The 24641-nt window shown below is 73.4% G+C and carries 23 protein-coding genes; 20 read left to right on the forward strand and 3 right to left on the reverse strand.

Annotated features, from left to right (window positions below; translation table 11 throughout):
* The first annotated feature begins 168 nt into the window (after positions 1-168).
* Together allB and alc are read left to right on the forward strand one after the other, a co-directional pair.
* Entirely contained in the window at positions 169-1503 is a 1335-nt protein-coding gene (gene allB, locus ABZO31_RS26885; protein WP_406863867.1) for an allantoinase AllB, read from the forward strand.
* The gene (gene alc / locus ABZO31_RS26890; protein WP_406863868.1) at positions 1500-2621 is read left to right on the forward strand and encodes an allantoicase; all 1122 of its coding nucleotides are present in this window, start codon (positions 1500-1502) and stop codon (positions 2619-2621) included. Before allB ends, alc begins: the two co-directional genes overlap by 4 nt.
* A 97-nt stretch (positions 2622-2718) precedes the next feature.
* Here alc and ABZO31_RS26895 read toward each other — a convergent pair whose 3' ends face one another.
* Positions 2719-3450: an SDR family NAD(P)-dependent oxidoreductase gene (locus ABZO31_RS26895; RefSeq protein ID WP_406863869.1), complete on the reverse strand. Its 732-nt coding sequence runs from the start codon at positions 3448-3450 to the stop codon at positions 2719-2721.
* Positions 3451-3657: 207 nt separating this feature from the next.
* Here ABZO31_RS26895 and ABZO31_RS26900 point away from each other — a divergent pair, with 207 nt between their 5' ends.
* On the forward strand, positions 3658-4581 hold the full coding sequence (locus ABZO31_RS26900) for a DMT family transporter (RefSeq protein ID WP_406863870.1): 924 nt from the start codon (positions 3658-3660) through the stop codon (positions 4579-4581).
* A gap of 2 nt (positions 4582-4583) precedes the next feature.
* On the opposite strand, the gene ABZO31_RS26905 is transcribed toward ABZO31_RS26900, so the two are convergent.
* Positions 4584-4805 (reverse strand): hypothetical protein, encoded by a 222-nt coding sequence (locus tag ABZO31_RS26905; RefSeq protein WP_406863871.1) that lies wholly within the window; start codon positions 4803-4805, stop codon positions 4584-4586.
* A gap of 146 nt (positions 4806-4951) precedes the next feature.
* Between ABZO31_RS26905 and ABZO31_RS26910 the strand changes: the two genes are divergently transcribed.
* Genes ABZO31_RS26910 through ABZO31_RS26920 form a run of 3 tightly spaced genes read left to right on the forward strand, consistent with a single transcriptional unit; the run spans position 4952 to position 8040 of the window.
* Positions 4952-6172, forward strand: coding sequence for a sensor histidine kinase (locus ABZO31_RS26910; protein ID WP_406863872.1), 1221 nt, complete (start codon positions 4952-4954; stop codon positions 6170-6172).
* Complete coding sequence (locus ABZO31_RS26915; RefSeq protein ID WP_406863873.1) at positions 6169-6852, forward strand: response regulator transcription factor; 684 nt, start codon at positions 6169-6171, stop codon at positions 6850-6852. The genes ABZO31_RS26910 and ABZO31_RS26915 overlap by 4 nt, the downstream gene beginning before the upstream one ends.
* 9 nt (positions 6853-6861) lie before the next feature.
* Positions 6862-8040 carry a cytochrome P450 family protein gene (locus ABZO31_RS26920; protein WP_406863874.1) on the forward strand — a complete coding sequence of 393 codons (1179 nt, stop codon included), beginning with the start codon at positions 6862-6864 and terminating at the stop codon, positions 8038-8040.
* Between the two features lie 179 nt (positions 8041-8219).
* On the opposite strand, the gene ABZO31_RS26925 is transcribed toward ABZO31_RS26920, so the two are convergent.
* Positions 8220-9218, reverse strand: a complete 999-nt coding sequence (locus tag ABZO31_RS26925) for a Gfo/Idh/MocA family oxidoreductase (protein WP_406863875.1) — start codon at positions 9216-9218, stop codon at positions 8220-8222.
* 148 nt (positions 9219-9366) lie between these two features.
* Between ABZO31_RS26925 and ABZO31_RS26930 the strand changes: the two genes are divergently transcribed.
* From ABZO31_RS26930 to ABZO31_RS26995, 14 genes are all read left to right on the forward strand, one after another.
* Positions 9367-10086 carry a GntR family transcriptional regulator gene (locus ABZO31_RS26930; RefSeq protein ID WP_406865484.1) on the forward strand — a complete coding sequence of 240 codons (720 nt, stop codon included), beginning with the start codon at positions 9367-9369 and terminating at the stop codon, positions 10084-10086.
* Between the two features lie 206 nt (positions 10087-10292).
* Entirely contained in the window at positions 10293-11270 is a 978-nt protein-coding gene (locus ABZO31_RS26935; protein ID WP_406865485.1) for a sugar ABC transporter substrate-binding protein, read from the forward strand.
* Positions 11267-12319, forward strand: coding sequence for an ABC transporter permease (locus ABZO31_RS26940; RefSeq protein WP_406863876.1), 1053 nt, complete (start codon positions 11267-11269; stop codon positions 12317-12319). Before ABZO31_RS26935 ends, ABZO31_RS26940 begins: the two co-directional genes overlap by 4 nt.
* Entirely contained in the window at positions 12316-13122 is an 807-nt protein-coding gene (locus ABZO31_RS26945; protein WP_406863877.1) for an ATP-binding cassette domain-containing protein, read from the forward strand. The genes ABZO31_RS26940 and ABZO31_RS26945 overlap by 4 nt, the downstream gene beginning before the upstream one ends.
* A gap of 33 nt (positions 13123-13155) precedes the next feature.
* Complete coding sequence (locus ABZO31_RS26950; RefSeq protein ID WP_406863878.1) at positions 13156-14331, forward strand: ROK family glucokinase; 1176 nt, start codon at positions 13156-13158, stop codon at positions 14329-14331.
* Between the two features lie 2 nt (positions 14332-14333).
* Entirely contained in the window at positions 14334-14912 is a 579-nt protein-coding gene (locus ABZO31_RS26955) for a hypothetical protein (RefSeq protein ID WP_406865487.1), read from the forward strand.
* Positions 14913-14995: 83 nt separating this feature from the next.
* Positions 14996-16150: a hypothetical protein gene (locus ABZO31_RS26960; protein WP_406863879.1), complete on the forward strand. Its 1155-nt coding sequence runs from the start codon at positions 14996-14998 to the stop codon at positions 16148-16150.
* 148 nt (positions 16151-16298) lie between these two features.
* Positions 16299-17561, forward strand: a complete 1263-nt coding sequence (locus ABZO31_RS26965; protein ID WP_406863880.1) for an ATP-grasp domain-containing protein — start codon at positions 16299-16301, stop codon at positions 17559-17561.
* 14 nt (positions 17562-17575) lie between these two features.
* Positions 17576-18805 carry a lysine N(6)-hydroxylase/L-ornithine N(5)-oxygenase family protein gene (locus ABZO31_RS26970; RefSeq protein WP_406863881.1) on the forward strand — a complete coding sequence of 410 codons (1230 nt, stop codon included), beginning with the start codon at positions 17576-17578 and terminating at the stop codon, positions 18803-18805.
* Positions 18802-19179, forward strand: a complete 378-nt coding sequence (locus ABZO31_RS26975; protein ID WP_406863882.1) for a cupin domain-containing protein — start codon at positions 18802-18804, stop codon at positions 19177-19179. The genes ABZO31_RS26970 and ABZO31_RS26975 overlap by 4 nt, the downstream gene beginning before the upstream one ends.
* Positions 19172-20323, forward strand: a complete 1152-nt coding sequence (locus ABZO31_RS26980; protein WP_406863883.1) for an NAD(P)/FAD-dependent oxidoreductase — start codon at positions 19172-19174, stop codon at positions 20321-20323. Before ABZO31_RS26975 ends, ABZO31_RS26980 begins: the two co-directional genes overlap by 8 nt.
* Positions 20320-21960, forward strand: a complete 1641-nt coding sequence (locus ABZO31_RS26985) for a class I tRNA ligase family protein (RefSeq protein ID WP_406863884.1) — start codon at positions 20320-20322, stop codon at positions 21958-21960. Before ABZO31_RS26980 ends, ABZO31_RS26985 begins: the two co-directional genes overlap by 4 nt.
* On the forward strand, positions 21957-23312 hold the full coding sequence (locus tag ABZO31_RS26990) for an ATP-grasp domain-containing protein (RefSeq protein WP_406863885.1): 1356 nt from the start codon (positions 21957-21959) through the stop codon (positions 23310-23312). The genes ABZO31_RS26985 and ABZO31_RS26990 overlap by 4 nt, the downstream gene beginning before the upstream one ends.
* A complete protein-coding gene (locus ABZO31_RS26995; RefSeq protein WP_406863886.1) occupies positions 23305-24585 on the forward strand; it encodes an MFS transporter in 1281 nt (426 codons plus the stop codon). The genes ABZO31_RS26990 and ABZO31_RS26995 overlap by 8 nt, the downstream gene beginning before the upstream one ends.
* The last annotated feature ends 56 nt before the right edge of the window (positions 24586-24641 follow it).

The following is a 24641-nucleotide window of genomic DNA, read 5'->3' on the forward strand; positions in this document are numbered from 1 at the left end:
GGTCTCGGTTACGTTCTACTGTACGAAATCCTTCTTCCACTTTATGGAAACCTCCAAGAGGGGTGCGCTGAGGGTCATGCTGGTAGGCGGGCTCTTGACGTCGTCTCGTCGGGAGTGAAAACTCCTTCAACAGTTCGTTGAATTTCTGTTTCGTGAGAAGGGGTACGGGTGGACGTCAACCTGGTCCTGCGTTCGTCGCGTGTGGTCACCCCGGAGGGGACGCGTGCGGCGTCGGTCGCCGTGTCCGGTGGGACGATCACGGCGGTCCTTCCCTACGATGCCGAGGTCCCGGCCGGTGCCCGCCTGGAGGACGTCGGTGACGACGTCGTCCTGCCCGGCCTCGTCGACACCCACGTGCACGTCAACGACCCCGGCCGCACCGAGTGGGAGGGCTTCTGGACCGCCACCCGCGCCGCCGCGGCCGGCGGCATCACCACCCTGCTGGACATGCCGCTCAACTCGCTGCCGCCGACGACCACGGTCGAGCACCTGCGGATCAAGCAGGACGTGGCCGGTCCGAAGGCACACATCGACGTCGGTTTCTGGGGCGGGGCGCTGCCCGACAACGTCAAGGACCTGCGCTCGCTGCACGACGCCGGGGTGTTCGGTTTCAAGTGCTTCCTGTCCCCGTCGGGGGTGGACGAGTTCCCCCAGCTCGACCAGGAACAGCTCGCCGCGTCGCTGGCGGAGATCGCCGGGTTCGACGGGCTGATGATCGTCCACGCGGAGGACCCGCACGAGCTGGCCGCGGCACCGCAGCGCAGTGGTGAGAAGTACGCCGACTTCCTCGCCTCCCGCCCCAGGGTCGCGGAGAACACGGCGATCGAGAACCTGATCAACCAGGCCCGCCGCCTCCGCGCCCGCGTCCACGTCCTGCACCTGTCCTCCTCCGACGCGCTGCCGTTGATCGCGGCGGCGAAGGCGGAAGGCGTGCGGGTGAGCGTGGAGTCGTGTCCGCACTTCCTCACGCTGACGGCCGAGGAGGTGCCGGACGGGGCGACGGAGTTCAAGTGCTGCCCGCCGATCCGTGAATCGGTGAATCAGGACGCCCTGTGGGAGGGGCTGGCGGACGGGACGATCGACTGCATCGTCTCCGACCACTCCCCCTCCACCGCCGACCTGAAGACCCCCGACTTCGCCTCCGCCTGGGGCGGCATCTCCTCCCTCCAGCTCGGCCTGCCCGCGATCTGGACCGAGGCCCGTCGCCGCGGTCACGGCCTGGAGGACGTGGTCCGCTGGATGTCCACCGCCCCCGCCCGGCTCGCGGGCCTGACCCGCAAGGGCGCGATCGAAGCGGGCCGGGACGCGGACTTCGCCGTGATCGACCCCGACGCGACGTTCACCGTCGACCCGGCCGCGCTGCAGCACCGCAACCGGGTCACCGCCTACGCCGGCAAGACCCTGCACGGCGTGGTCACCTCCACCTGGCTGCGCGGCGAACGCGTCCACCACCGCGGCACCCTCACCGACCCCACCGGCCGCCTCCTCGAAAGGAACCAGTGACCGTGACCGTCATACCGTCCTTCACCGGTGACGCCAGCCCGTACGGCGGCGGTGACCCGTACGCCGACTACCGCACGGCGGACTTCCCCTTCACCCGGTACGCCGACCTCGCGGACCGCCGGCTCGGCGCCGGGGTGATCGCCGCCAACGACGAGTTCTTCGCCGAGCGCGAGAACCTGCTCAAGCCCGAGGCAGCCGAGTTCGACCCCGAGCACTTCGGCCACAAGGGCAAGATCATGGACGGCTGGGAGACCCGCCGCCGCCGTGGCGTCTCCGCCGCGCAGCCGCACCCGACCGAGGACGACCACGACTGGGCGCTCGTACGCCTCGGCGCGCCCGGCGTGATCCGCGGCATCGTCGTGGACACCGCCCACTTCCGCGGCAACTACCCGCAGGCCGTCTCGGTCGAGGCCGCCTCCGTACCCGGCTCCCCGTCGCCCGAGGACCTCCTCGCCGACGACGTGAAGTGGACGACCCTCGTCCCGCGCACCGCCGTCGGCGGCCACGCCGCCAACGGCTTCGCCGTCGACGTCGAGCAGCGCTTCACCCACCTGCGGGTCAACCAGCACCCCGACGGCGGCATCGCCCGCCTGCGCGTGTACGGCGAGGTCGCCCCGGACCCGCGCTGGCTGTCCGTACTGGGCACCTTCGACCTCGCGGCGCTGGAGAACGGCGGCCGGGTCGAGGACGCCTCGGACCGCTTCTACTCGCCGGCCACCAACACCATCCAGCCGGGCAGGTCCCGCAAGATGGACGACGGCTGGGAGACCCGCCGCCGTCGCGACAAGGGCAACGACTGGATCCGCTACTCCCTGGCGGCCGAGTCCGAGATCCGCGCGGTCGAGATCGACACCGCGTACCTCAAGGGCAACAGCGCCGGCTGGGCCGCGCTGTCCGTGGCCGCCGAGGGCTCCGAGGACTGGACCGAGGTCCTTCCCCGGACCCGGCTGCAGCCGGACACCAACCACCGCTTCGTGCTCGACGCGCCCGTGGTCGGTTCCCGGGTCCGCATCGACATCTACCCCGACGGCGGGATCTCCCGCCTCCGCCTCTTCGGCTCCCTGACCGAGGACGGCGCGGCGCGGCTGGCCGCGCGCCACCAGGAACTGGGCGGGTAACGACAGCCCGCCCGGCACGCGAGGACGCACGGGCCCGACAGCACCGGTGCGTCCTCGCGCCCTCTCCGTACGGCGGTCGGGCCGACTCGTGCGACGCTCAGGCCGCGTGGCCGCCGTCCACCGCGAACTCCGCGCCCGTCACGTACGCGCCCTCCGGTCCCGCCAGGAACGCGACCATCGCGGCGACCTCCTCGGCCCGCCCGAAGCGGCCCAGCGCCGTCATGGCCGTCTGGCCCTGTGCGTAGGGGCCGTCCGCCGGGTTCAGGTCGGTGTCGATCGGCCCGGGGTGGACGAGGTTCGCGGTGATGCCGCGGCCGCCCAGCTCGCGGGCCAGTGCCTTCGTCAGCCCGGTCAGCGCGGCCTTGCTCGTCGCGTACAGCGTGCCGCCCGGCCCCGGCACCCGCTGCGTCATGCAGGTGCCGACGCCGACGATCCGGCCCCCGTCCGCCAGCCGCGCGGCCGCCGCCTGCGCGGCGAGGAACGCGCCCCGGACGTTCACCGCGAGCACCCGGTCCACGTCCGCCAGGCTCAGCGACTCCAGCGGGCCGAGGACGCCGATCCCCGCGTTGTTGACCAGCACGTCCAGTCCGCCCAGCGCGTCCGCGGCCCAGTCGACCGCGCCCGCCGCGTCGCCGGCGTCGGCCGCGTCCGCCCGCAGGGCCAGGCCGCGGCGGCCCGCCGCCTCGATGCCCCGGACGACCTGCTCGGCGGCCTCCTTGTCCCGTACGTACGTGAACGCGACGTCGGCGCCCTCCCGGGCCAGCCGCAGCGCCGTCGCCGCGCCGATGCCCCGGCTGCCGCCCGTGACCAGGACCTTCTTGCCGTTCATCCCGGAACCTCCGCAAAAGAGTAGGTAATGGTTGCGGGCTCAATGAAACGCGGGCGGGGCTTCGGCCGCTGGCGGCAAACGGACATCCAGGCGGCGCGCGCCCCGGAAACGATGTAGTCGCCACGCTTCTCCGCCGGGTACGGTGATCGCCCCGCGTGTGAGCCGCCGAAGTCTCCACCCCGTCCATCGAGTTGGAGCAGGCCGCCCGTGTCCTCGATCGCCGCGCCCGTCCCCCTGTCCGCACCCCGCCGCACCTGGCTCACCGACCTTCCGGTGCTGCTCGTCGCGGTGGTCTGGGGCACCAGCTATCTCGCAGCCAAGGGCATCACGACCACCCACACTGTCGTCGCCGTGCTCGTCCTGCGCTTCGCGGTCGTGCTGCCGGTCCTGGTCGCGGCGGGATGGCGCCGGCTGCGCGCCCTGAGCGGCGCGCAGTGGCGCGGCGCGGGCGTCCTCGGGCTGATCCTCGCCGGGATCTTCCTGCTCGAGACGTACGGCGTCGTCCACACCTCCGCCACCAACGCGGGCCTGATCATCAGCCTGACGATGATCCTCACCCCGCTCGCCGAGGCCGCCGTCACCCGGACGCGGCCGCCCCGCGCCTTCCTCGCCGCCGCCGCGCTGTCCGTCGCCGGCGTCGTGCTCCTCACCCAGGGCGCCGGGTTCACCGCCCCGTCGACCGGTGACCTGCTGATGCTGCTCGCCGCCGTGGCCCGTACCGTCCACGTGCTGGCGATGTCCCGGATCAAGGCCGTGCGGAGCGCCGACTCGCTCTCCCTCACCACCGTCCAGCTCGGCGGCGCCGTCGCCGTCTTCGCGCTGCTCGCCGCCCTCCCCGGCACCGGCGCATCGCCCTGGACGGTGGCCCTAGGCTTCGGCCCGCGCGAATGGGCCGGGCTGATCTTCCTCTCCGTCTTCTGCACGCTCTTCGCCTTCTTCGTGCAGATGTGGGCCGTCCGCCGCACCTCCCCGTCCCGCGTCAGCCTGCTCCTCGGCACCGAACCCCTGTGGGCCGCGGCCGCCGGCATCGCCCTCGCCGGCGACCGCCCCGGCGCCCTCGGCCTCGCCGGCGCCCTCCTCGTCCTGGCCGGGACGGCCTGGGGCCGCCGCGCCGCGGAGAAGGCCGCCTAGCCTCAGCTCTTCCGCACCCGGTCCGAGACGATCATGAGAACGACACCGACGACCGCGAGGACGATGTTCGCGAAGAGGGCGCGGTCCTGGAGGAACCAGACGTGGTCCGTCAGGTGCCGGGTGATGCCCATGAAGCGGAACCAGCCGTCGGTCAGTTCACGGATCACCCCGCACACGGCGAAGATCGTGATCAGGAAGCCCGTGGTCTCCAGAAACTTCTTCATGCGCCGATCATGATCCGCGGCGCGGCGCCGTCGCGTCGGCCGAGGGCACATCGGCGGGCGACCGAAGTAGCGAACCGCGCGACTTTGGTAGCCGGACCGCTCCCATGACCGGTCGTACGGGGTCCCACCTGCGTACTTTGGACCGTATGACACGTACGGACCGCCTCGCCTGGCTGCTGCCCTCGGCCATGGCCGAGCCTCCGGCCGAGGGGGCCGGGCGGCCGCGGCGGACCGTGCGGGACTGGGTCGTCGACACCACCCTGTTCCTGCTCGCCGCCTTCGTCGGACTGCTCGCCTCCGAGACCAGCGCCAAGTACAACAGCGACGTCGTGGTGCTCGCCGACCAGCTCCTGGGCGCCGCGGCCGTCTGTGCCCTGTGGCTGCGCCGGCGCTGGCCGGTCGGGCTCGCCGTGGCGCTGTCACTGGTCAGCATCGTCGCGCCGGTCGCCGGCGGAGCCATGCTGGCGAGCCTGTTCAGCCTGGCCGTGCGCAAGCCGTTCCGCGAGGTCGCCTGGATCGGGGCGATCGCCGCCGCCGCGTCCGTGGCGCAGGTGTTCATCCGGCCCGACCCCGAGACGGGCACCCTGCTCTCCATCGGCATCGGCTTCGTGCTGATCCTGCTGGTCACCGCCTGGGGCATGCTCGTACGCTCCCGCCGCAAGCTCGTCGAGGCGCTGCGCGAGCGGGCCCGGCGTGCCGAGGCCGAGGCCGAGCTGCGCGCCCAGCAGGCCCAGCGGCTGGCGCGGGAGGCGATCGCCCGCGAGATGCACGACGTGCTGGCCCACCGGCTCACCCTGCTCAGCGTGCACGCCGGGGCGCTGGAGTTCCGGCCCGACGCCCCGCCCGAGCAGATCGCCCGCGCCGCCGGCGTCATCCGGGACAGCGCCCACGAGGCCCTGCAGGACCTCCGAGAGATCATCGGCGTGCTCCGCACCCCCGGCGAGTCCACCGCCACGGGGGAGGAGAACCGGCCGCAGCCCACCCTGGAGACCCTCGGCGCGCTGGTCGACGAGTCCCGGCTGGCCGGCATGAAGGTGGTCCTCGACTCCGACCTGGACGACCCCGCCGCCGTACCCGTCGCCACCGGCCGTACCGTCTACCGCATCGCCCAGGAGGGCCTGACCAACGCCCGCAAGCACGCCCCCGGCGCCGAGGTCACCGTCACCGTCCGCGGCCGGCGCGGCGACGGGCTCACCGTCGACATCGCCAACCCGGCACCCGACGGGCCCGTCCCGCACGTCCCCGGCTCCGGCCAGGGCCTGATCGGGCTGACCGAGCGGGCCATGCTCGCCGGTGGCCGGATGTCGCACGGACCGGCCCCCGGCGGCGGCTTCGCCCTGCACGCCTGGCTACCGTGGCCCGCATGACCATCCGGCTGCTCATCGTCGACGACGACCCGCTGGTGCGCGCGGGACTCACCTTCATGCTCGGCGGCGCCGAGGACATCGAGATCGTGGGGGAGGGGACGGACGGCGCGGAGGTCCCCGACCTCGTCGGCCGGCTCGTCCCCGACGTCGTGCTGATGGACATCCGGATGCCGCACGTCGACGGACTGACCGCCACCGAGCGGCTGCGCGCCGCCCCCGGCGCCCCCGAGGTCGTCGTGCTCACCACCTTCCACGCCGACGAGCAGGTGCTGCGCGCCCTGCGGGCCGGGGCCGCCGGCTTCGTCCTCAAGGACACCCCGCCCGTCGAGATCGTCGCCGCGGTGCGCCGGGTCGCGGCCGGCGACCCGGTCCTCTCCCCGGCCGTGACCCGCCAGCTGATGAGCCATGTGGCGGCCACGGCCCCGGAACAGCCGGAGCGGACCCGCCGCACCGCAGCCGCCGCACGGCTCGCCGAACTCGCCGACCGGGAACGGGAGGTGGCACTGGCCGTGGGCCGCGGCGCGTCCAACGCCGAGATCGCCGCCGCCCTTTACATGAGCGTGCCGACCGTGAAGACGCATGTCTCGCGGATTCTGGCCAAGCTGGGCCTCAACAACCGTGTCCAGATCGCACTCCTGGTGCACGACGCGGGCCTGTCCGAGGACGGGGACGGCGCCTAGGCTCGGACGATGTCCGTCATCGATCTGGGGGAGTACGGCGCGGACTTCACCGCGAACCCGTATCCGTACTACGCGAAAATGCGCGCGGCCGGTCCGGTCCACCGCGTGCGCACGCCCGACGGGGCCGAGGTGTGGCTGGTCGTCGGCCACGAGGAGGCGCGCGCCGCGCTCAACGACCCGCGGCTGTCCAAGTCGGCGTCCGTCCTGGGGCTGACCATGCTCGACGAGGAGGTCATCGGCCCGAACCTGCTGGGAGTCGACCCGCCCGACCACACCCGGCTGCGGAAGCTGGTCGCGGGGGAGTTCACGGGGCGGCGCGTCGAGGCGCTGCGCCCGCGCGTCCAGCGGCTGACCGCCGACCTCGTCGACGCGATGGAGCCCGCCGGCCGCGCCGACCTCGTGGACGCCCTCGCCTTCCCGCTGCCGATCATCGTCATCTGCGAACTCCTCGGCATCCCCGCCGAGGACCGCGACACCTTCCGCCGCTGGTCCCGCGAGGTCGTCACGCCCAGCGGCACCGGCGCGGAGCAGGACGCGATCGAGGGCCTGGCCGCGTACCTCGACGAACTCGTCGAGGACAAGCGGGCGGCGGGGCCCGCCGACGACCTGCTCTCGGCGCTGATCGCCGCCCGCGCCGAGGACGGCGACCGGCTCACCCTGCCCGAACTGCGCGGCCTCGCCTATCTGTTGCTGATCGCCGGACACGAGACCACGGTGAACCTCGTCACCACCTCGGTACGGGCGCTCCTCACGCACCCCGACCAGCTTGCCGCGGTCCGGGCCGAACCGGCGCTGCTCGACGGGGTGATCGAGGAGGCGCTGCGCTGGGACGGCCCGGTGGAGGCCGCCACGTACCGGTTCAGCCGGGAGGCCCTGACCGTCGGGGGGACGGAGATCCCGGCGGGCGAGCCCGTGCTGGTCTCGTTGGCCTCCGGCGACCGGGACCCGGAGCGCTTCCCCGACCCGGACCGGTTCGACGTCCGCCGTGACCCGCGCGGGCACCTCGCGTTCGGGCACGGCATCCACTACTGCCTGGGCGCGCCGCTGGCCCGGCTGGAGGCGAGGATCGCGGTCCGGACGCTTCTCGACCGGTTCCCGCGGCTGGAACTCGACCCGGACGCCGGGGCGTGGGAGTGGCTGCCCGGCATCCTGATCCGCGGCGTGCGGAGACTGCCCGTCCGATGGTGAGCGGGCTCGCGCGTGGGCGGCAACCCCGTCGGCGGGCAGCCCGCCCGTGCTCGTCGGCGGGCGCCCGCCCGCCTGTGCGTCGTCGGCCGGCGCCCGCCTGTGCGTCGTCGGCCGGCAGCCCGCCGCAGGTCGTCGGCCGGCGCCCGCCCGTCCGCCTTCGCGCCCCGGCGCCCGCGTGCTCAGCCGACGTCGGCCAGGGCCACCGGGCGGTGCTCGCGCCGTGAGCGCTCGCAGGCCTCCGCGATCCGCAGCGCCTCCAGGGCCTCGCGGCCGTCGCAGGGGTTGGCCGCCTCGCCGCGCACCAGGCGCACGAAGGCGTCCAGTTCGGCCTCGTAGGCCGGGGCGAACCGCTCCAGGAAGCCGGGCCACGGCTTCTCCGCGGGCTGCGGGCCCTGCGGCTCGACCGAGGCCAGCGGGGTGCGGCCGTCCAGGCCCACCGCGATCTGGTCCCGCTCGCCGGCCAGCTCCATCCGCACGTCGTAGCCGGCCCCGTTGCAGCGGGTCGCCGTGGCCGTGGCGAGCGTGCCGTCGTCCAGGGTGAGCACCGCGGCCGCGGTGTCCACGTCGCCGGCCTCGCGGAACATCGCGGGCCCGGCGTCGGAGCCGGTCGCGTACACCTCGACGACCTCGCGGCCGGTCACCCAGCGCAGGATGTCGAAGTCGTGCACCAGACAGTCCCGGTACAGCCCGCCGGACAGCGGCAGGTACGCGGCGGGCGGCGGGGCCGGGTCGGAGGTGACCGCCCGTACGGTGTGCAGCCGGCCCAGCCGGCCGGAGCGCACCGCGTCGCGGGCGGCCAGGTAACCCGCGTCGAAGCGGCGCATGAAGCCGAGCTGGAGCTCCACGCCGGCCTCCTCGGCGGCCCGCAGCGCGGCCCGCGTACCGGGCAGGTCGAGGGCGATCGGCTTCTCGCAGAAGACCGGGAGGCTCGCCCCGGCGGTCCGGACGACGAGCTCGGCGTGCGAGGCGGTGGCGGAGGCGACGACCACCGCGTCCAGGGCGTGGGCGAAGAGCGCCTCGACGTCCGGCGCGGCCTCCGCGCCCAGCGCGCCGGCGACCTCGGCGGCCCGGACGGGCACCGCGTCCGCGACGACCAGCGACTCGACCTCCGGATGCCGGGCGAGCACACCCGCGTGGAAGGCTCCGATCCGTCCCGTCCCGATCAGTCCGATGCGCATGGCCCCAAGGTGCGGGCGCCCGGCCCGGCTGTCAAGAGTTTGTCCGGACAATCGGACTTCACGACTTCCCGTCATGATGTCCGCGGACTACGCTCCTGCCGTGTCCAAGCAGTCGCCCCCGCCGCGTTCCCGGCCGCTCCACCTCTCGGTGGACCGGACGAGCCCCGTGCCCCTGTACTTCCAGCTCGCCCAGCAGCTGGAGGCGGCGATCGAGACCGGTGTGCTGACCCCGGGCAGCCTGCTCGGCAACGAGATCGAGCTGGCCGGCCGGCTCGGCCTGTCCCGCCCCACCGTCCGCCAGGCCATCCAGTCCCTGGTCGACAAGGGACTGCTGGTGCGCCGGCGGGGCGTCGGCACCCAGGTGGTGCACAGCCAGGTCAGACGCCCGCTGGAGCTGACCAGCCTGTACGACGACCTGGAGGCGGCCGGCCAGCGCCCCGCCACCTTCGTCCTGGCCAACCGTATCGAGCCCGCCTCCGCCCGGGTCGCCGCCGCGCTCGGCGTGGCCGAGGGCAGCGACGTCCGGTACGTCGAGCGGCTGCGCTGCGCGCACGACGAGCCCATGGCCCGGCTGCGCAACCACCTGCCGGCCGGCCTGCTCGACCTCGACGGCGAGACCCTGCAGGCCACCGGCCTGTACCGGCTGATGCGCGGCGCGGGCATCACCCTGCACAGCGCGCGGCAGACCGTCGGGGCGCGGGCCGCCACGGAGGCCGAGGCCGAGCTGCTCGGCGAGCGGCCGGGTGCGCCGCTGCTCACCATGGAGCGCACCACCTTCGACGACACCGGCCGCGCGGTGGAGTTCGGCGCGCACGTGTACCGGGCCTCCCGCTACTCCTTCGACTTCCAGCTGCTGGTGCGGCCGTGAGCGGGCTGCTTCCGGCCGTCAGAATGTTCTGACAAATGCATTGACGGGTCCGCGTCAAAGTCGTAGAACCGGAACGGCATGACCGATACTGCAGTGCACACAGCAGGACAAGCGGGACAGCAGGAGGGGCGCGCGTCGTGACCAACGCTCGGACAGGGGCTCGGACCGGGGTACGCCGGGGACACGGGGTACGCGCCGTCGGCGCCGTGCTGGCGGCGACGGTGCTCGCCGCCGGACTGACGGCCTGCAGCAGCACCGGCGGCAAGCGGGCCGAGGACGCCCGCAAGGCCGCCGCCGCCCAGGGCCGGGCCGCCGTGAACACGCCCCGGTGGACCTTCGCGATGGTCACCCACTCCGGTGACGGCGACACCTTCTGGGACATCGTCCAGAGCGGCGCCAAGCAGGCCGCGGTCAAGGACAACATCAACTTCCTGTACGCGCACAGCGACGAGGCCCAGCAGCAGGCCCAGCTGATCGACTCGTACGTCGCCAAGAAGGTCGACGGCCTCATCGTCACCCTCGCCAAGCCCGACGCCATGAAGGCCTCCGTCGAGCGGGCCGTCAAGGCCGGCATCCCGGTGATCACCGTGAACTCCGGCTCCGAGGTCTCCAAGGCGTACGGCGCGCTCACCCACATCGGCCAGGACGAGACCGTCGCCGGCGAGGCCGTCGGCGAGGAACTCGACCGGCGGGGCAGGAAGAAGGCCCTGTGCGTCCTGCACGAGCAGGGCAACGTCGGCCACGAGCAGCGCTGCGCCGGCGTGAAGAAGACCTTCGGCGGCGACCTGCAGAACCTCTACGTCGACGGCACCAACATGCCCGACGTCCAGGCGTCCATCGAGGCCAAGCTCCAGGCCGACCCGGCCCTCGACGCCGTCGTCACCCTCGGCGCGCCCTTCGCCGACGCCGCCGTCCAGGCGAAGAAGACCGCCGGCAGCGACGCCGAGGTCGACACCTTCGACCTCAACCCCAAGGTCGCCACCGGCCTGCAGTCGGGCACCCTCGGCTTCGCCGTCGACCAGCAGCCGTACCTCCAGGGCTACGAGGCGGTCGACCTGCTCTGGCTGTACCGCTACAACGCCGACGTCCTCGGCGGCGGCAAGCCCGTCCTCACCGGACCGCAGATCGTCACCGAGGACGACGCCGCGGCCCTGCTCGAGTACACCGAGCGGGGCACCCGGTGACCGCCGCCCCGCCCGCCGACGACCTCGACCACGTCGACGAACGGCTGCTGCGCACCTCGCCGCTGAAGAAGCTGCTCGCCCGCCCCGAGCTCGGATCGCTGGTCGGCGCGCTCGCCGTCTTCGTCTTCTTCGCGCTGGTCGCCGACGGCTTCCTGCGGCCCGCGAGCCTCGGGACCGTCCTGTACGCGGCCTCCACCCTCGGGATCATGGCCGTGCCCGTGGCGCTGCTGATGATCGGCGGCGAGTTCGACCTGTCCGCCGGCGTCCTGGTCACCAGCTCCGCGCTGGTCTCCTCGATGTTCAGCTACCAGATGACCGCGAACGTCTGGGTCGGTGTGGGCGTCTCGCTCCTGGTCACCCTCGCCGTCGGCGCGTTCAACGGCTTCGTGCTGACCCGCACCAGGCTGCCCAGCTTCATCATCACGCTCGGCACCTTCCTGATGCTGACCGGCCTGAACCTCGGCCTCACCAAGCTGATCACCGGCACCGTCTCCACGAAGTCCATCGCCGACATGGAGGGCTTCTCCTCCGCCAAGGCGCTCTTCGCCTCCACGCTGACCGTCGGCGGCGTCGACCTCAAGGTGACCGTCCTGTGGTGGCTCGGCCTGGTCGCCCTCGCCACCTGGATCCTGCTGCGCACCCGCTTCGGCAACTGGATCTTCGCCGTCGGCGGCAGCGCCGACGCCGCCCGCGCGGTCGGCGTCCCCGTCCGCCGTACGAAGATCGGCCTCTACCTCGGCGTCGCGTTCTGCGCCTGGATCTCCGGCCAGCACCTGCTCTTCTCGTTCGACGTCGTGCAGTCCGGCGAGGGCGTCGGCAACGAGCTGATCTACATCATCGCCGCGGTCATCGGCGGCTGCCTGATCACCGGCGGCTACGGCTCCGCGATCGGCTCCGCCGTCGGCGCGCTGATCTTCGGCATGACCAGCAAGGGCATCGTGTACGCGGAGTGGAACCCCGACTGGTTCAAGTTCTTCCTCGGCGCGATGCTGCTGCTCGCGACCCTGCTGAACGCCTGGATCCGCAAGAGGGTGGAGGCGACCAAGTGACCACGGCCGACGGCACGATCACGACGCCGCTCGTCGAGCTCGACGGCGTCAGCAAGTACTACGGCAACATCCGCGCCCTCGAAGGGGTCTCCCTGGAGGTGGACGCGGGGGACGTCACCTGCGTCCTCGGCGACAACGGCGCCGGCAAGTCCACCCTCATCAAGATCGTCGCGGGGCTGCACCGGCACGACGCCGGCGCCTTCCGGATCGAGGGCGAGGAGGTCTCCCTGGCCAGCCCGCGCGAGGCCCTCGACCGTGGCATCGCCACCGTCTACCAGGACCTCGCCGTCGTCCCCCTGATGCCGGTCTGGCGGAACTTCTTCCTCGGCTCCGAGCCCACCCGGGGCAAGGGCCCCTTCAAGCGGCTCGACGTCGAGCGGATGCGCGGGACCACCCGCGCCGCATTGCTCCGCATGGGCATCGACCTGCGCGACGTCGACCAGCCCATCGGCACCCTGTCCGGCGGGGAGCGGCAGTGCGTCGCCATCGCCCGCGCCGTCCACTTCGGCGCCAAGGTCCTCGTCCTCGACGAGCCCACGGCCGCCCTCGGCGTCAAGCAGTCCGGCGTCGTCCTGAAGTACGTGGCGGCCGCCCGCGACGCCGGACTCGGCGTGGTCCTCATCACCCACAACCCCCACCACGCCCATCTGGTCGGCGACCGCTTCGTCCTGCTCAAGCGGGGCACCATGGTCGCGAGTCACACCCGCGACTCCGTCACCCTGGACGAACTGACCCGCCAGATGGCCGGCGGCACCGAGCTGGACGACCTCCGCCACGAACTGGAGCGCGACGCGTCCTCATAACCGCTTGACACCGCACCTGGCAGAATCGAACCGATGAGTACGTACCGCGACCCCGACGCCCGCGCCGCCGCCAAGGCCGGCGTGCTGCGGACCGTGGGCACCCGTGAGCGGCGCTCGCACCTCAGCGCACCCCGCGTACCCACCGTCGGCATCGACATCGGCGGCACCAAGGTCATGGCCGGGGTCGTCGACGCGGACGGCAACATCCTCGAGAAGATCAAGACCGAGACGCCCGACAAGTCCAAGAGCGCCAAGGTCGTCGAGGACACCATCACCGAACTCGTCCTCGACCTCTCCGACCGGCACGACGTGCACGCCGTCGGCATCGGCGCGGCCGGCTGGGTCGACGCCGACCGGGCCCGGGTGCTCTTCGCCCCCCACCTGGCCTGGCGGAACGAGCCCCTGCGGGACGCCCTGCAGGACCGGCTCGCCGTCCCCGTCATGGTCGACAACGACGCCAACACCGCCGCCTGGGCCGAATGGCGCTTCGGGGCCGGCCGCGGCGAGGACCACCTCGTCATGATCACGCTCGGCACCGGCATCGGCGGCGCGATCCTCGAGGACGGCCGGGTCAAGCGCGGCAAGTACGGCGTCGCCGGCGAGTTCGGTCACATGCAGGTCGTGCCCGGCGGGCACCGCTGCCCCTGCGGCAACCGGGGCTGCTGGGAGCAGTACAGCTCCGGGAACGCGCTGGTCCGCGAGGCCCGCGAGCTCGCCGCCGCGGACTCCCCGGTCGCGCACGGTCTCATCGAGCGGGTCAAGGGCAACGTGCCCGAGATCACCGGCCCGCTGATCACCGAGCTGGCCCGCGAGGGCGACGCCATGTGCGTCGAACTGCTCCAGGACATCGGCCAGTGGCTCGGCGTCGGCATCGCCAACCTCGCCGCCGCCCTGGACCCGTCCTGCTTCGTCATCGGCGGCGGCGTCAGCGCCGCCGACGACCTGCTCATCGGCCCCGCCCGGGACGCCTTCCGCCGCCACCTCACCGGCCGCGGCTACCGCCCCGAGGCCCGGATCGCCAAGGCCCAGCTCGGCCCCGAGGCCGGTATGGTCGGCGCCGCCGACCTCTCCCGGCTCGTGGCCCGCCGCTTCCGGCGCGCCAACCGCCGCCGCGTCGAGCGGCACGAACGGTACGAGCGCTACGCCCAGGCCCTCCGCACCGGCGGCAACGGCCGCCCGTCCCGCACCTCCCAGGAACCCCCCGCATGACCATGACCGTCCCGCCCCAGTCCACGCCGCCGCGCGAGGAGGAGCCCCGGCCCCCGGAGAACCGGTGGCGCATGCTGCGCCGGCGTTTCCTCACCGCGTTCGTCATCGTGCTGCTCATCGGGGTCCCCGCCGGCTATCTGGTGATCTCCGCCGAGCAGAGCCGGGACAGCGGCCGGGACAAGGAGCGCGAGTCCTCCTCGGACGGGCTGCGGGACAGCTGGCCCTCCCAGATGAAGCGCCGCGTCTTCGAGGTCCCGATCCCCACCGGGGCCGTGGACGTCGCGTACTACGAGACCAGCAACTGGAAGTCCAGCCGGCTGTACGTGCAGTTCACCACCACGGCCGGCCGGCTCGACGAGTTCCTGCAGAAGGTCGGCTCCAGCCGCTCCGACCTGCGCGACGGCGAGGTCGGCATCAGCGACCGCGACGCGGGCATCGCCGGCTGGGACTTCGCCGACGGCCACGACTGGACCAGCACCTACGTGGAGCGCACCGACCCGCGCCCCGACCAGGACATCACCATCGATCTGACGGATCCGGCGGCCCCCCGCGTGTACGTCGTCTCGACGACGGCGCCCTGATCCGGCGAGGGGGTGTCGCTCCCGGAGGGGTCCGCGGACCATACTGGTCGGGCCCAGGTCGCCCGCGCTCACAGAACGAATCCATGGCCAAGAACACCACTTCTTCGACCACCGTCCCCGACACCGCCTGGCTCGCGCGTGGATGCCACCGCGGGCCCGAGCCCGAGCAGGACGTCCGGCGCAACCTGATCGCCCTCAAGGCGGCCGGGGTGCTCGACGACTTCCTCGACCTCGACCCCGTCGAGGCGGCCCGCTCCACCGACATGTTCCCCCGGGACGAGTCCGCCGACCCCGGGCCGTCCGCCCGCCGGCTCTTCGAGGCCCGCTGGCGGGTCGCCGACGACGTCACGGTGCGCGCGCAGCTGACCACGTACGAGCCCGAGTCCCGCCGCAAGGACGGCGAGGGCGTCACCTGGGTCCTCGCCGCCGAGGCGGAGCGGGCCTGGGACACGCGCTGGCCCTCGCCCGCCACCGTGTTCTGGCCCGACAGCGACCGGGTCGCCTGGGACCACGACACCGTGCCCGGCATCAGCCTGCGGACGCCGAACCACCTGCCGAAGGACGACGGCGAACTCCGCCGCCGACTGCGGGACTGCGCCAAGCAGAGCTGGTTCATCCATGTCCTGGTGCACGAGGCGATGACGCCCGGCACCCGGGGACGGCAGCCGATCACGGCGTTCCTGCCGCCGAGCCTGCGGCACCGCGTGATCGAGCACCGGGGCACCCCCGAGCAGGCACAGATCGCGGACTTTGTGGTGAAGCGGGAGCTGGGCGTGGGGGTACCGCGCGGCGGCGCCGTCGTGCTGCCCATGACGCCGCAGATCCCGGGGTACGAGGCGGAGCGCTTCACGGTGCGCAACGTCTTCCTGGACGGCACGGAACCGACCGAACTCCTCTGCAAGATCGTGGAGTTCGCCGCCCTGCCGCGTCCGCTTCCGGCCGACGCCGAGCAGGCCCTGACCCGGCTCCGGCAGGGCTGGCACCTGCTCACCCCGGACGAGGAGCTGGTCCACGCCCGGGCCATGGTCACGCAGTACGCCCGGGCGCTGGAGTCGATGACGGCCTCCTGCGATCTGTACCGGGAGGCGGCCGAGTCGGCGATGGCCGCGCTCGCGGACGCGACCCGCGGCGACGGTGTGCCGCGGCAGCCGCTGCCGGAGGCGGCCAGGGAGGAGGCCTCGCCGCTGAAGGCGCTGACCAAGGCCTTCGGGCGCTTCCGGGACCCGAACCGGCAGTGACAGGGTGGTCGTTCCGGAAAATGTGCGGTTCCGGTTCGCTTCCGCGGATGTTCTTCCGGTGATCCATTGACTCGGGCGAAGACACCCGGATAGAAAGATCACGACCACGAGTCCGGTTCAACACAGCTCTGCCCCGGGGGATTTCGCTTTGCCGCGCACTGATGCACTCCGTCCTGCCCGCATCCTGGTGGTCGAACCCGCCTCCTCCGGGGGAGCGACCCTGATCGGCGTCGCGGCCGACATGGGGCTGCGGGTCGTCGTCGCCACCGCCGACTCCGGCGACCGCCGGCTCTCCGACACCGTCCGCGCGGCGGCCGACTCGGTCCTGACGGTGGAGACCAACGACCAGGCCGCCCTCGAGGCGGCCGTGCTCGCCCGGCACCGGGCCGAGCCGTTCGAGGCGGTGCTGCCGGGCTCCGACATCTACGTGGCCGCGACCGCGCGCGTCGCCGCGGCACTGGGCCTGCCCGGCCTGCCCGTGGCGACCGTCGACCGGGTCCGGGACAAGAGCGTCATGCGGGCCGCCGTGGCGGAGGCCGGACTGCGCACCCCGCGCTTCGCGCAGGCCACCACGGACGCCGAACTGCACGCCGCGGCCGAACACGTCGGCTTCCCCTGCGTGATGAAGCCGGTCGCCTGCTCCGGCAGCATCCACGTCAGCCGCGCCGACGACCTCGACGGGCTCACCGCCGCGTTCCACCGGCTGGTGAACGACCCGGAGCCCGACATGGGCAAGCTGCACGAACACCGGGTGCTCGTCGAAGAGTACGTCCAGGGACCCGAGTTCAGCGCCGACGGCTATGTCCTGGAGAACGGCGAGGTCACCGTCGTCGCGCTCAGCCGCACGCTGCTCGGCCCCGAGCCCGACTTCGTGGAGATGGGCCACCTCACCCCCGCCCTCGTCGACGACGCAGACCTCAAGAGCATCGAGGCGTACGTCGGCGACGTGGTCCGCGCGGTCGGCATCACCGGCGGTCCCTTCCACTGCGAACTGCGCCTGGCCGCCGACGGTCCGGTGCTCATCGAGATCGGCGCCCGGCTGCCGGGCGACCGGATCGTGGAGCTGCTGCGGCTCGTCACCGGCGTCAGCCTGCCCAAGGTGGCCGTCGCCACGGCGCTCGGCATCGCCCCCGAGGCCGCCGGCGCCTTCGCGCAGCCGCAGGCCGCGAGCGCCGGCATCCGCTTCTTCTCCGCCGCGGGCCGCTCCTCGTACCAGGAGCTCGCCGGCTGGCCGGAGCTGCAGGCGCTGCCCGAAGTCACCGAGAGCGCCGTGTACTTCGCGCCCGGCGAGACCATCCCGGGCGTCGAGGACTGCCGCTCCCGCCTCGGCCACGCCCTGTTCACGGCCGACTCGCCGCAGGGCGCCCTCGACCGCTGGCAGGCGCTCGGCGACCTCGTCGTCCCCGCCTGACCCCGGCGGCCCCCATGAACGCACCCATACTCGACTACGCGGCCGTCGGTGTCGGCCCCGCGAACATGAGCCTCGCGGCCCTCGCGCATCCGGTCGAGGGGCTGCGCGGCGTCCATCTGGAACGCCGCGACAGCTTCTCCTGGCACCCCGGACTGCTGCTGCCCGAGGCCACCCTCCAGGTCTCGATGCTCAAGGACCTGGTGACGCTGGTCGATCCGACCAGTCCCTTCTCGTTCCTGTCGTTCCTCGCGAGCGAGGGCCGGCTCTACCGGTTCCTCGCCGCGGACTTCCCGGCCGTGCTGCGCGCCGAGTTCGACCAGTACCTGCGGTGGGTCGCCGGGCGGCTGCCGAGCCTGACGTTCGGCGCCGACGTACGCAGCGTGGACTTCCGCGACGGGGCCTTCCGTCTGCGCACCGGCGAGCAGGAGGTGGCGGCGCGTCATCTCGTGCTCGGCACCGGGCTCACCCCGTCCGTCCCCGAGCCGTTCCGGCCCCATCTCGGGCCGACCGTCTTCCACTCGGGGGAGTTCCTGCTGCGTGCCCCCGACGTGTCCGGACGACGGGTCGTCGTGATCGGCGGCGGCCAGAGCGGCGCGGAGCTGGTGCGCCATCTGGCGGCCGGCGCGTCACCCGACAGCATCACCTGGGTGAGCCGGCGCATGTCGTTCCTGCCGATGGACGACTCGCCGTTCGCGAACGACCTCTACACGCCCGACTACGTGCGCCGCTTCCACGCGCTGCCCGCCGCGCACAAGGCCCGGCTCCTGGAGCAGCAGAAGTACACCAGCGACGGCATCGACCTCGAAGTCCTGCAGGACATCTACCGGTTGAGCTACCGCGACGAGTTCATCGAGGACAACCCCGGCAGGCTGCGTTTCCTGGCGGACTGCTCGGTCACCGGGATCGAGGGCGGCCCCGACGAGTGGAAGCTGACCGTCGAGTCCTCGGGCCCGGCCGCACCGGCCGTGCTCGCCGCCGACGTGGTGATCCTGAGCACCGGATACGCCTACGCGCTGCCGGACTTCATGGCCCCGCTGGACGCGCGGCTGCGACGCGACGACGGGATGCTCGTCGTCGGCGACGACTTCTCGGTCGCGTGGGACGGGCCCGCGGAGAACCGGATCTACCTCCAGAACGGCGCCCGGCACTCCTGGGGCGTTGCCGATCCCAATCTCAGCCTGCTCGCCTGGCGCAGCGCTGTCATCCTCAACAGTATGCTCGGCGAGACGAGGTACCCGATATGACGAAGCGTCAGGTACCGCAGTTCCAGGCCGAGTCGGACGGCTTCCTGGTCCCCTTCGGGCCGACCGAGGTGGAGCCCGACGGCGTGACCGTCACCGAGGCGGAGTTCGCCCGGTCGGTCTTCCCCGGCGTGCCGTTCAAGGCGGCCCGCTTCGTGGTGCCGGCGGGTGGGACCAGCGCGCCCGACCAGCACGCCGTCCAGGAGATCTGGGTCGTCCACGCCGGAACGGGCACCCTGGAGGTGGACGGCCGACGGTCGCTCGTCGGGCCCGGTGCGATGGTGGGCTTCGCCTCGCGGGCCGTCCACGAGATCTTCGCCGACCAGGGCGAGGACCTGGTCGTCTACTCCTTCTGGTGGTCGGCGCCCGATGAGTGAGCGCACCACGGGGACCGGCGAGGCGCCTCCCGAGGCGGGGGAGGCGCCCCACATCCCTGAGGCCGGGGAGGCGCCCCACTACGACCTCGCCGTCGTCGGCGCGGGCGTGGTCGGCGCCCTCACCGCGTACTACGCCGTGCAACGCGACCCGGGCCGCCGCGTCGCCGTGCTCGCCCACACCGGGCGGGGGAGCGGCGCGACCCGGCTCTCGGCCGGGTTCGACACGCCCACCGGGCACAACCCGGCCCAGCGCGCCCTGGCCGCCCGCAGCACGGCGCTCTTCCACAAGCTCGCCGCCGCACTGGGGGACGCCGGACGCACGCCGGTCGACGTCCGCTGGCTGGTGGCCCGCGCGCACACGGCCGCGCTCGACGCGACGCTGGCCGACGGCGGCCGCACCCTCCCGGTCACCGGGGAACAACGGGATCTGCTCGACCGGGCGTTCCCCGGACTGGCCCACGGCGACGACGAAGTCCTTCTGTCCACCGACCCGATGACGGCAGGTCAGCCGCAGTGGCTGACCGACCGGCTGCTCGACGCGGTCCTCGACGGCCCGGGCAACACCCTCCTGGAGGGGTTCCGGGTCACCGGCGTACGCCGTTCGGGCGGGCGCGTCGAACTGCTCGCCGCCGACGGCAGCCGGATCACCGCCGACCGGGCCGTGATCGCGCCCGGCCCCTGGGCCCTCGACGGCCCGGTGGCGGCGGCCGCCCGCGAGCGCGGCGCCCGGGTCAAGAAGGTGGTGGCGTTCCACATCATGACGCCGCCCCCGCCGGACGCCCCGGCGCTGGTCCTGGAGGATGCCGACGCCTTCCTGCTGCCCCACCGCCCCGGCGGCCACTGGATCTTCAGCATCACCTCGCCCGACTGGGACCGAGGCCCCGACGAGCCGCTCGCGATCGACGCCCGCGACCGGGCACTCGCCCGCGACCTGCTGGCCCGGTACGTCCCCGGATTCCTGCCGCACCTGCTCGGCGGCCGGGTCTTCAGCGACTGCTTCACCCCCGGCCACCTGCCGGTCGTCGACACCGTCGACGGCGACGACGTGGTCATGGCGATCGGCGGCTCAGGCTCCGGCTACCGCCTCGCCCCGGCCATGGCCGAGGACGCACTGAACCTGCTCGACGGGAGAACGCGGACATGAACCTGCTGCTGACCGGGGACACCCGCACCCCCCGGCACTACCTCCTGGTACCGCCCGAGGCCACGCCCAACGGCCCCCTGCACCTCGGGCACATCGGCGGTCCCTTCCTGTGGTCGGACATGATCGCGCGGCACCTGCGGGTCCGGGGCGATCTGCCGCTGGTGATCACCGGCAGCGACGTGTACGAGTCGTACGTCACGCTCAAGGCGCACGCCGAGGACTCCACGCCCACCGAGGTCGCCGCCCGCTACGGCCGGCGCATCCAGGACGACCTGGCCGCGCTGCGCATCGGCGTCGACGTGTTCATCACGCCCGACCAGGAGCCGTGGCGCGAGCAGTTCGAGCAGGAGGTCACCGCCTCGATCGAGCGGCTCGGGGCCCGGGGCGCGGTGCTGACCCGCACCGAGCGGGTGCCGCACTGCGCGGCGTCGGACCGCTGGGTGGTGGGCGGCTGGCTGCAGGGCCGCTGCCCCGAGTGCGGCGCGGGCATCGCCAGTTACTTCTGCGAGGAGTGCAGCGCGCACTTCCTGCCCGAGTCGGTCGTCGAGCCGCGCCCCCTGCTCGACGAGGGGCCGCTGACCTGGCGGGAGATCTCCAGCCTCTTCCTGCGGGTGCCGGAACGCGACGTCCTCGACGCCACGCTCGTGGACCTCGGCATCGCCGACCGCCACCGGGCGACCGTGGGCCGCTTCCTGGAGCGCGACGGCCTGACCGTGCGGCTGAGTGCCCCGCAGACATGGGGACTTCCGCTGCCCGCGCCCGAACCGGACGTGCCGCACGCCCTCTTCCCGTACGCCGGGATCTTCATGTTCGCCCGCCTCGCCGGAGCCGTCCACGGCCGGCTCTCCGGCACCGGCGTGAACGCCTTCGACCCGGACTCCGGCGTCACGACCATCACCACCCTGGGGATCGACAACGTGATCCCCACCCTGGTCTCGATCGTCGGCACCAGCCTGCTGCACGGCGACATGAAGCCGTACGACCGGTGCCTGATCAACAACTTCTACCGGCTGGCCGGGCGGAAGTTCTCCACCAGCGCCCGGCACGCCATCTGGGCGGCGGACATCGCCGCGTCGCCCGCCATCGGCGTGGACGCCGTCCGGTACTTCCTCGCCGGCGCCGACCTGGAGTCCGAGGCGGCGAGCTTCGAGACGGCGGACTTCCTGCACACCGCGAACGCCACGCTCGCCGACGGGCTCGGCAAGCGGATCGACACCGCCTGGAGCCTGCTCCCCGAGGGGCCGCCGCAGGCGCCCGCCCCCGCCGCCGTCGAGCTCCTGGAAGCCCTGCTCGCCGAGCAGTCCGCGGCGCTCGACGCCCCCCGGGTCTCCACCCGGCGCGCGGTCGCCGCGCTCGACCGCTGGTGCGCCGGCGCCGACGACGGGGCCGTCCACGCCGCCGAGGACGGCGCCTACTGGTGGCTCAAGGGCCTGTCCCTGCTGGCGTTCCCGGTGATGCCGGACCTCGCCGAGCTCGTCTGGCAGGGCCTCGGCGGCACCGGGGAGCCCCGCGCGGCGGCCTTCCTCGCCAGGACCCCGGCCCACCGGGACCGGCCCGCGCCCGCCTTCGGCCGGGTGAGCGCCGCCGATCTGGACGCCTGCCTGCCCGAGACCCTGCGACCGGGAGCGGACACGTGACCGACCGGACCCCACCGCTGTACGTCGTCCTCAACCGCTCCGGCGACGAGTTCGGCGAGTACCACCGCTTCCTCGACGGCCACCCCGGCCGGATGGTGTACCTGACCACGCCCGGCGGGCTGCCCGCGCTCGACCAGGACGGGGCGACCGAGGTCCATGTGTGCGACAGCCTCGCCCACGACGACCTGCTGCCCCTCGTCCGGGAGATCGCGGACCGGCACGGCACGCCCCAGGCCGTCTTCGGCCAGTCCGAGTACGACATCCTGACGGCCGCCCGGCTCTCGGCCTCACTCGGCGTCCCCGGCGGCTACGGCCTCGACCTCGTCGAGCGGTTCAAGGACAAGCCCGCCATGAAGAGCGCGGTCGGCGCGGCGGGCCTGCGGGTGCCCCGGTTCCGGCACCTCGACGACGCGCCCTCCGCGGAGTCGGTCGTCGAGGCCCTCGGCGGTCTGCCCCTGGTCCTCAAGCCGCGCGCCGCGGCGGGCTCCCAGGGCGTCTCGGTCGTCCACAGCACCGGCGAACTGCGCGACGCGCTCCGGGGCGTCGACCCCGAGGCGTACGAGTGCGAGGAGTACGTCGACGGGGAGATCTTCCACGTCGACGGCGTCCGCCGCTCCGGCCGCCTCCACTTCGTCACCGCCTCCCAGTACGTCCACACCTGCCTGGACTACGCCCACGGGCGCCCGCTCGGCTCGGTCCTGCTCGACCCGGGCCCCGAGCGCGACGAGCTCACCGCGTTCGCCGACGCCTGCCTGGGGGCGCTCGGGCTGCGCGACGGCGCGTTCCACCTGGAGGTGATCCGCCGCCCGGGGGGCGAGCTGGTGTTCCTGGAGGTCGGGCTGCGGCCGGGCGGCGCGCAGGTGCCGTTCCTGCACGTCGACCTGTACGGCATCGACCTGTTCGCCGAGGCGTTCCGGGCGGCCCTGGACCTGCCGCCGCTGTGGCGGCCGTCATCCGGACCGGCCGAGCCGCGGGCCGGCGGCTGGCTCATCTACCCCACCCCGCGCGAGCTGCCCGCACGGGTCGTCGCGCGCACCTCGCCCCGGGCCGCTGTCCCCGAGGTCTACCACGAGGAACTGCCCGCGATCGGCCAGGTCATGACCGGGCCCGGCAGCTACGACGAGGGCTGCGGGATCTTCCGCTTCCGGGGGGAGAGCGCCGCCGGGGTGCGCGCCGCCGTGCACTCCGCGATGGAGGCGTACAGGCTGCGGACAGAGCGGACAGAGCGGACAGAGCGGGCCGAGGAGGCCGGGAAGACGCTGGACGCCGGGGCCGAGACGGGGAAGGCGCCGGACGGCGGGGCCGAGGCCGGGGAGGCGCCGGACGGCGGGGCCGAGCAGTCGCATGGCTGACACCCGCCGGTACGGAGCCGTCCTGCGCGCCTGGTTCCGGGAGACCCTTCCGGCCGCCGGGAACGCGCGCCGGCTCGGAGTCCTCACACTCATCCAGTCCCTGGGGCTCGGGGTGTTCCTCACCTCCAGCGCCGTGTTCTTCACCCGGACCATGGGCATCCCCGCCCAGCGCGTCGGCCTCGCGCTGTCGGTGGCCGGGCTGTGCGGTCTGCTCTGCACCGTGCCCATCGGCCGGCTCGCGGACCGGATCGGCGCGGGCCGGGTGCTCACCGCCAACTTCCTGCTCGCGGCCGTCGGCTTCACCGCGTACTGCCTGGTGGACGGCTTCACCGGCTTCCTCGTGGTCGCCTGCGGCATCGCGGTCCTGGAGACCTCCGCGGGCGCGCTCCAGGCGTCGCTCACCGACGCGCTGGTGGGCGAGGAGGAGCGGGTTCGGGTCAGCGCGCAGATGCGCAGCCTGTTCAACCTGGGCTTCCTCGGCGGCGCCGCGCTGGCCGGCGCCGCCATCGCGGCCGGCACCCCGACCGCCCTGTACGCCACGGTCCTCGCCAACGCCGCCCTCCAACTGGTCTCCGTCGCCGTGCTGCTCGGGATGCGGCTGCCCGCGGGCAAGGGGCCCCGGGAGAAGGCCCCCGAGGCGCCGGGCGGCGTGCTGCGCAGCGCTGCGCTGCGGGACGTGCGGTACGTGGCCGTCGCGCTGGTGTGCGGCGCGCTGGAGCTGTACCACCCGCTGCTGACGGTCGGTCTGCCGCTGTGGATCGTCACCAGCACCGACGCGCCCGCCCTGATGGTGTCGGGCCTGCTGATCCTGGACACCGTGCTGGTGCTGCTGTTCCAGGTCACGGTCAGCAGAGGCGCCCGTACCCCGGCGGGAGCGGCCCGCATGCTCCGCTGGGCGGGGTGGGCGCTGGGCGCGTCCTGCCTGGTCTTCGCGGTCAGCGGCGGGCACGGCGCGCTCGTGGACAGCGCGGTGCTGCTGGGCGGCGCGCTGGTGCTCGTCCTCGGCGAGCTGTACCAGGCGTCGGCGGGCTGGGGCCTGTCGTTCGGGCTCGCCCCCGAGGGCCGGCAGGGGGAGTACCAGGCGGTTTTCTCCCTGGGGCGCGGGCTCCAGCAGTTCGCCGGGCCGTGGCTGATGACGTCCCTGGTCGTCGGCGCGGCGGCGACCGGCTGGCTGGTCCTCGCCGCCCTGTTCGCCCTGCTCGGGCTCGCCGCACCGCCGCTGGTGCGCGGCCTGGAGAAGGCCCGCGCCCGGACGGAGCCGGTGCCGTCCTGAGCGGACCGGCCGGCGCCCGTCCGGACCATCTGTCACACCCGCACGACCGAAACGAG

Source organism: Streptomyces solicamelliae (assembly GCF_045348655.1).
In the GTDB taxonomy this organism is placed as follows: Bacteria; Actinomycetota; Actinomycetes; order Streptomycetales; family Streptomycetaceae; genus Streptomyces; species Streptomyces solicamelliae.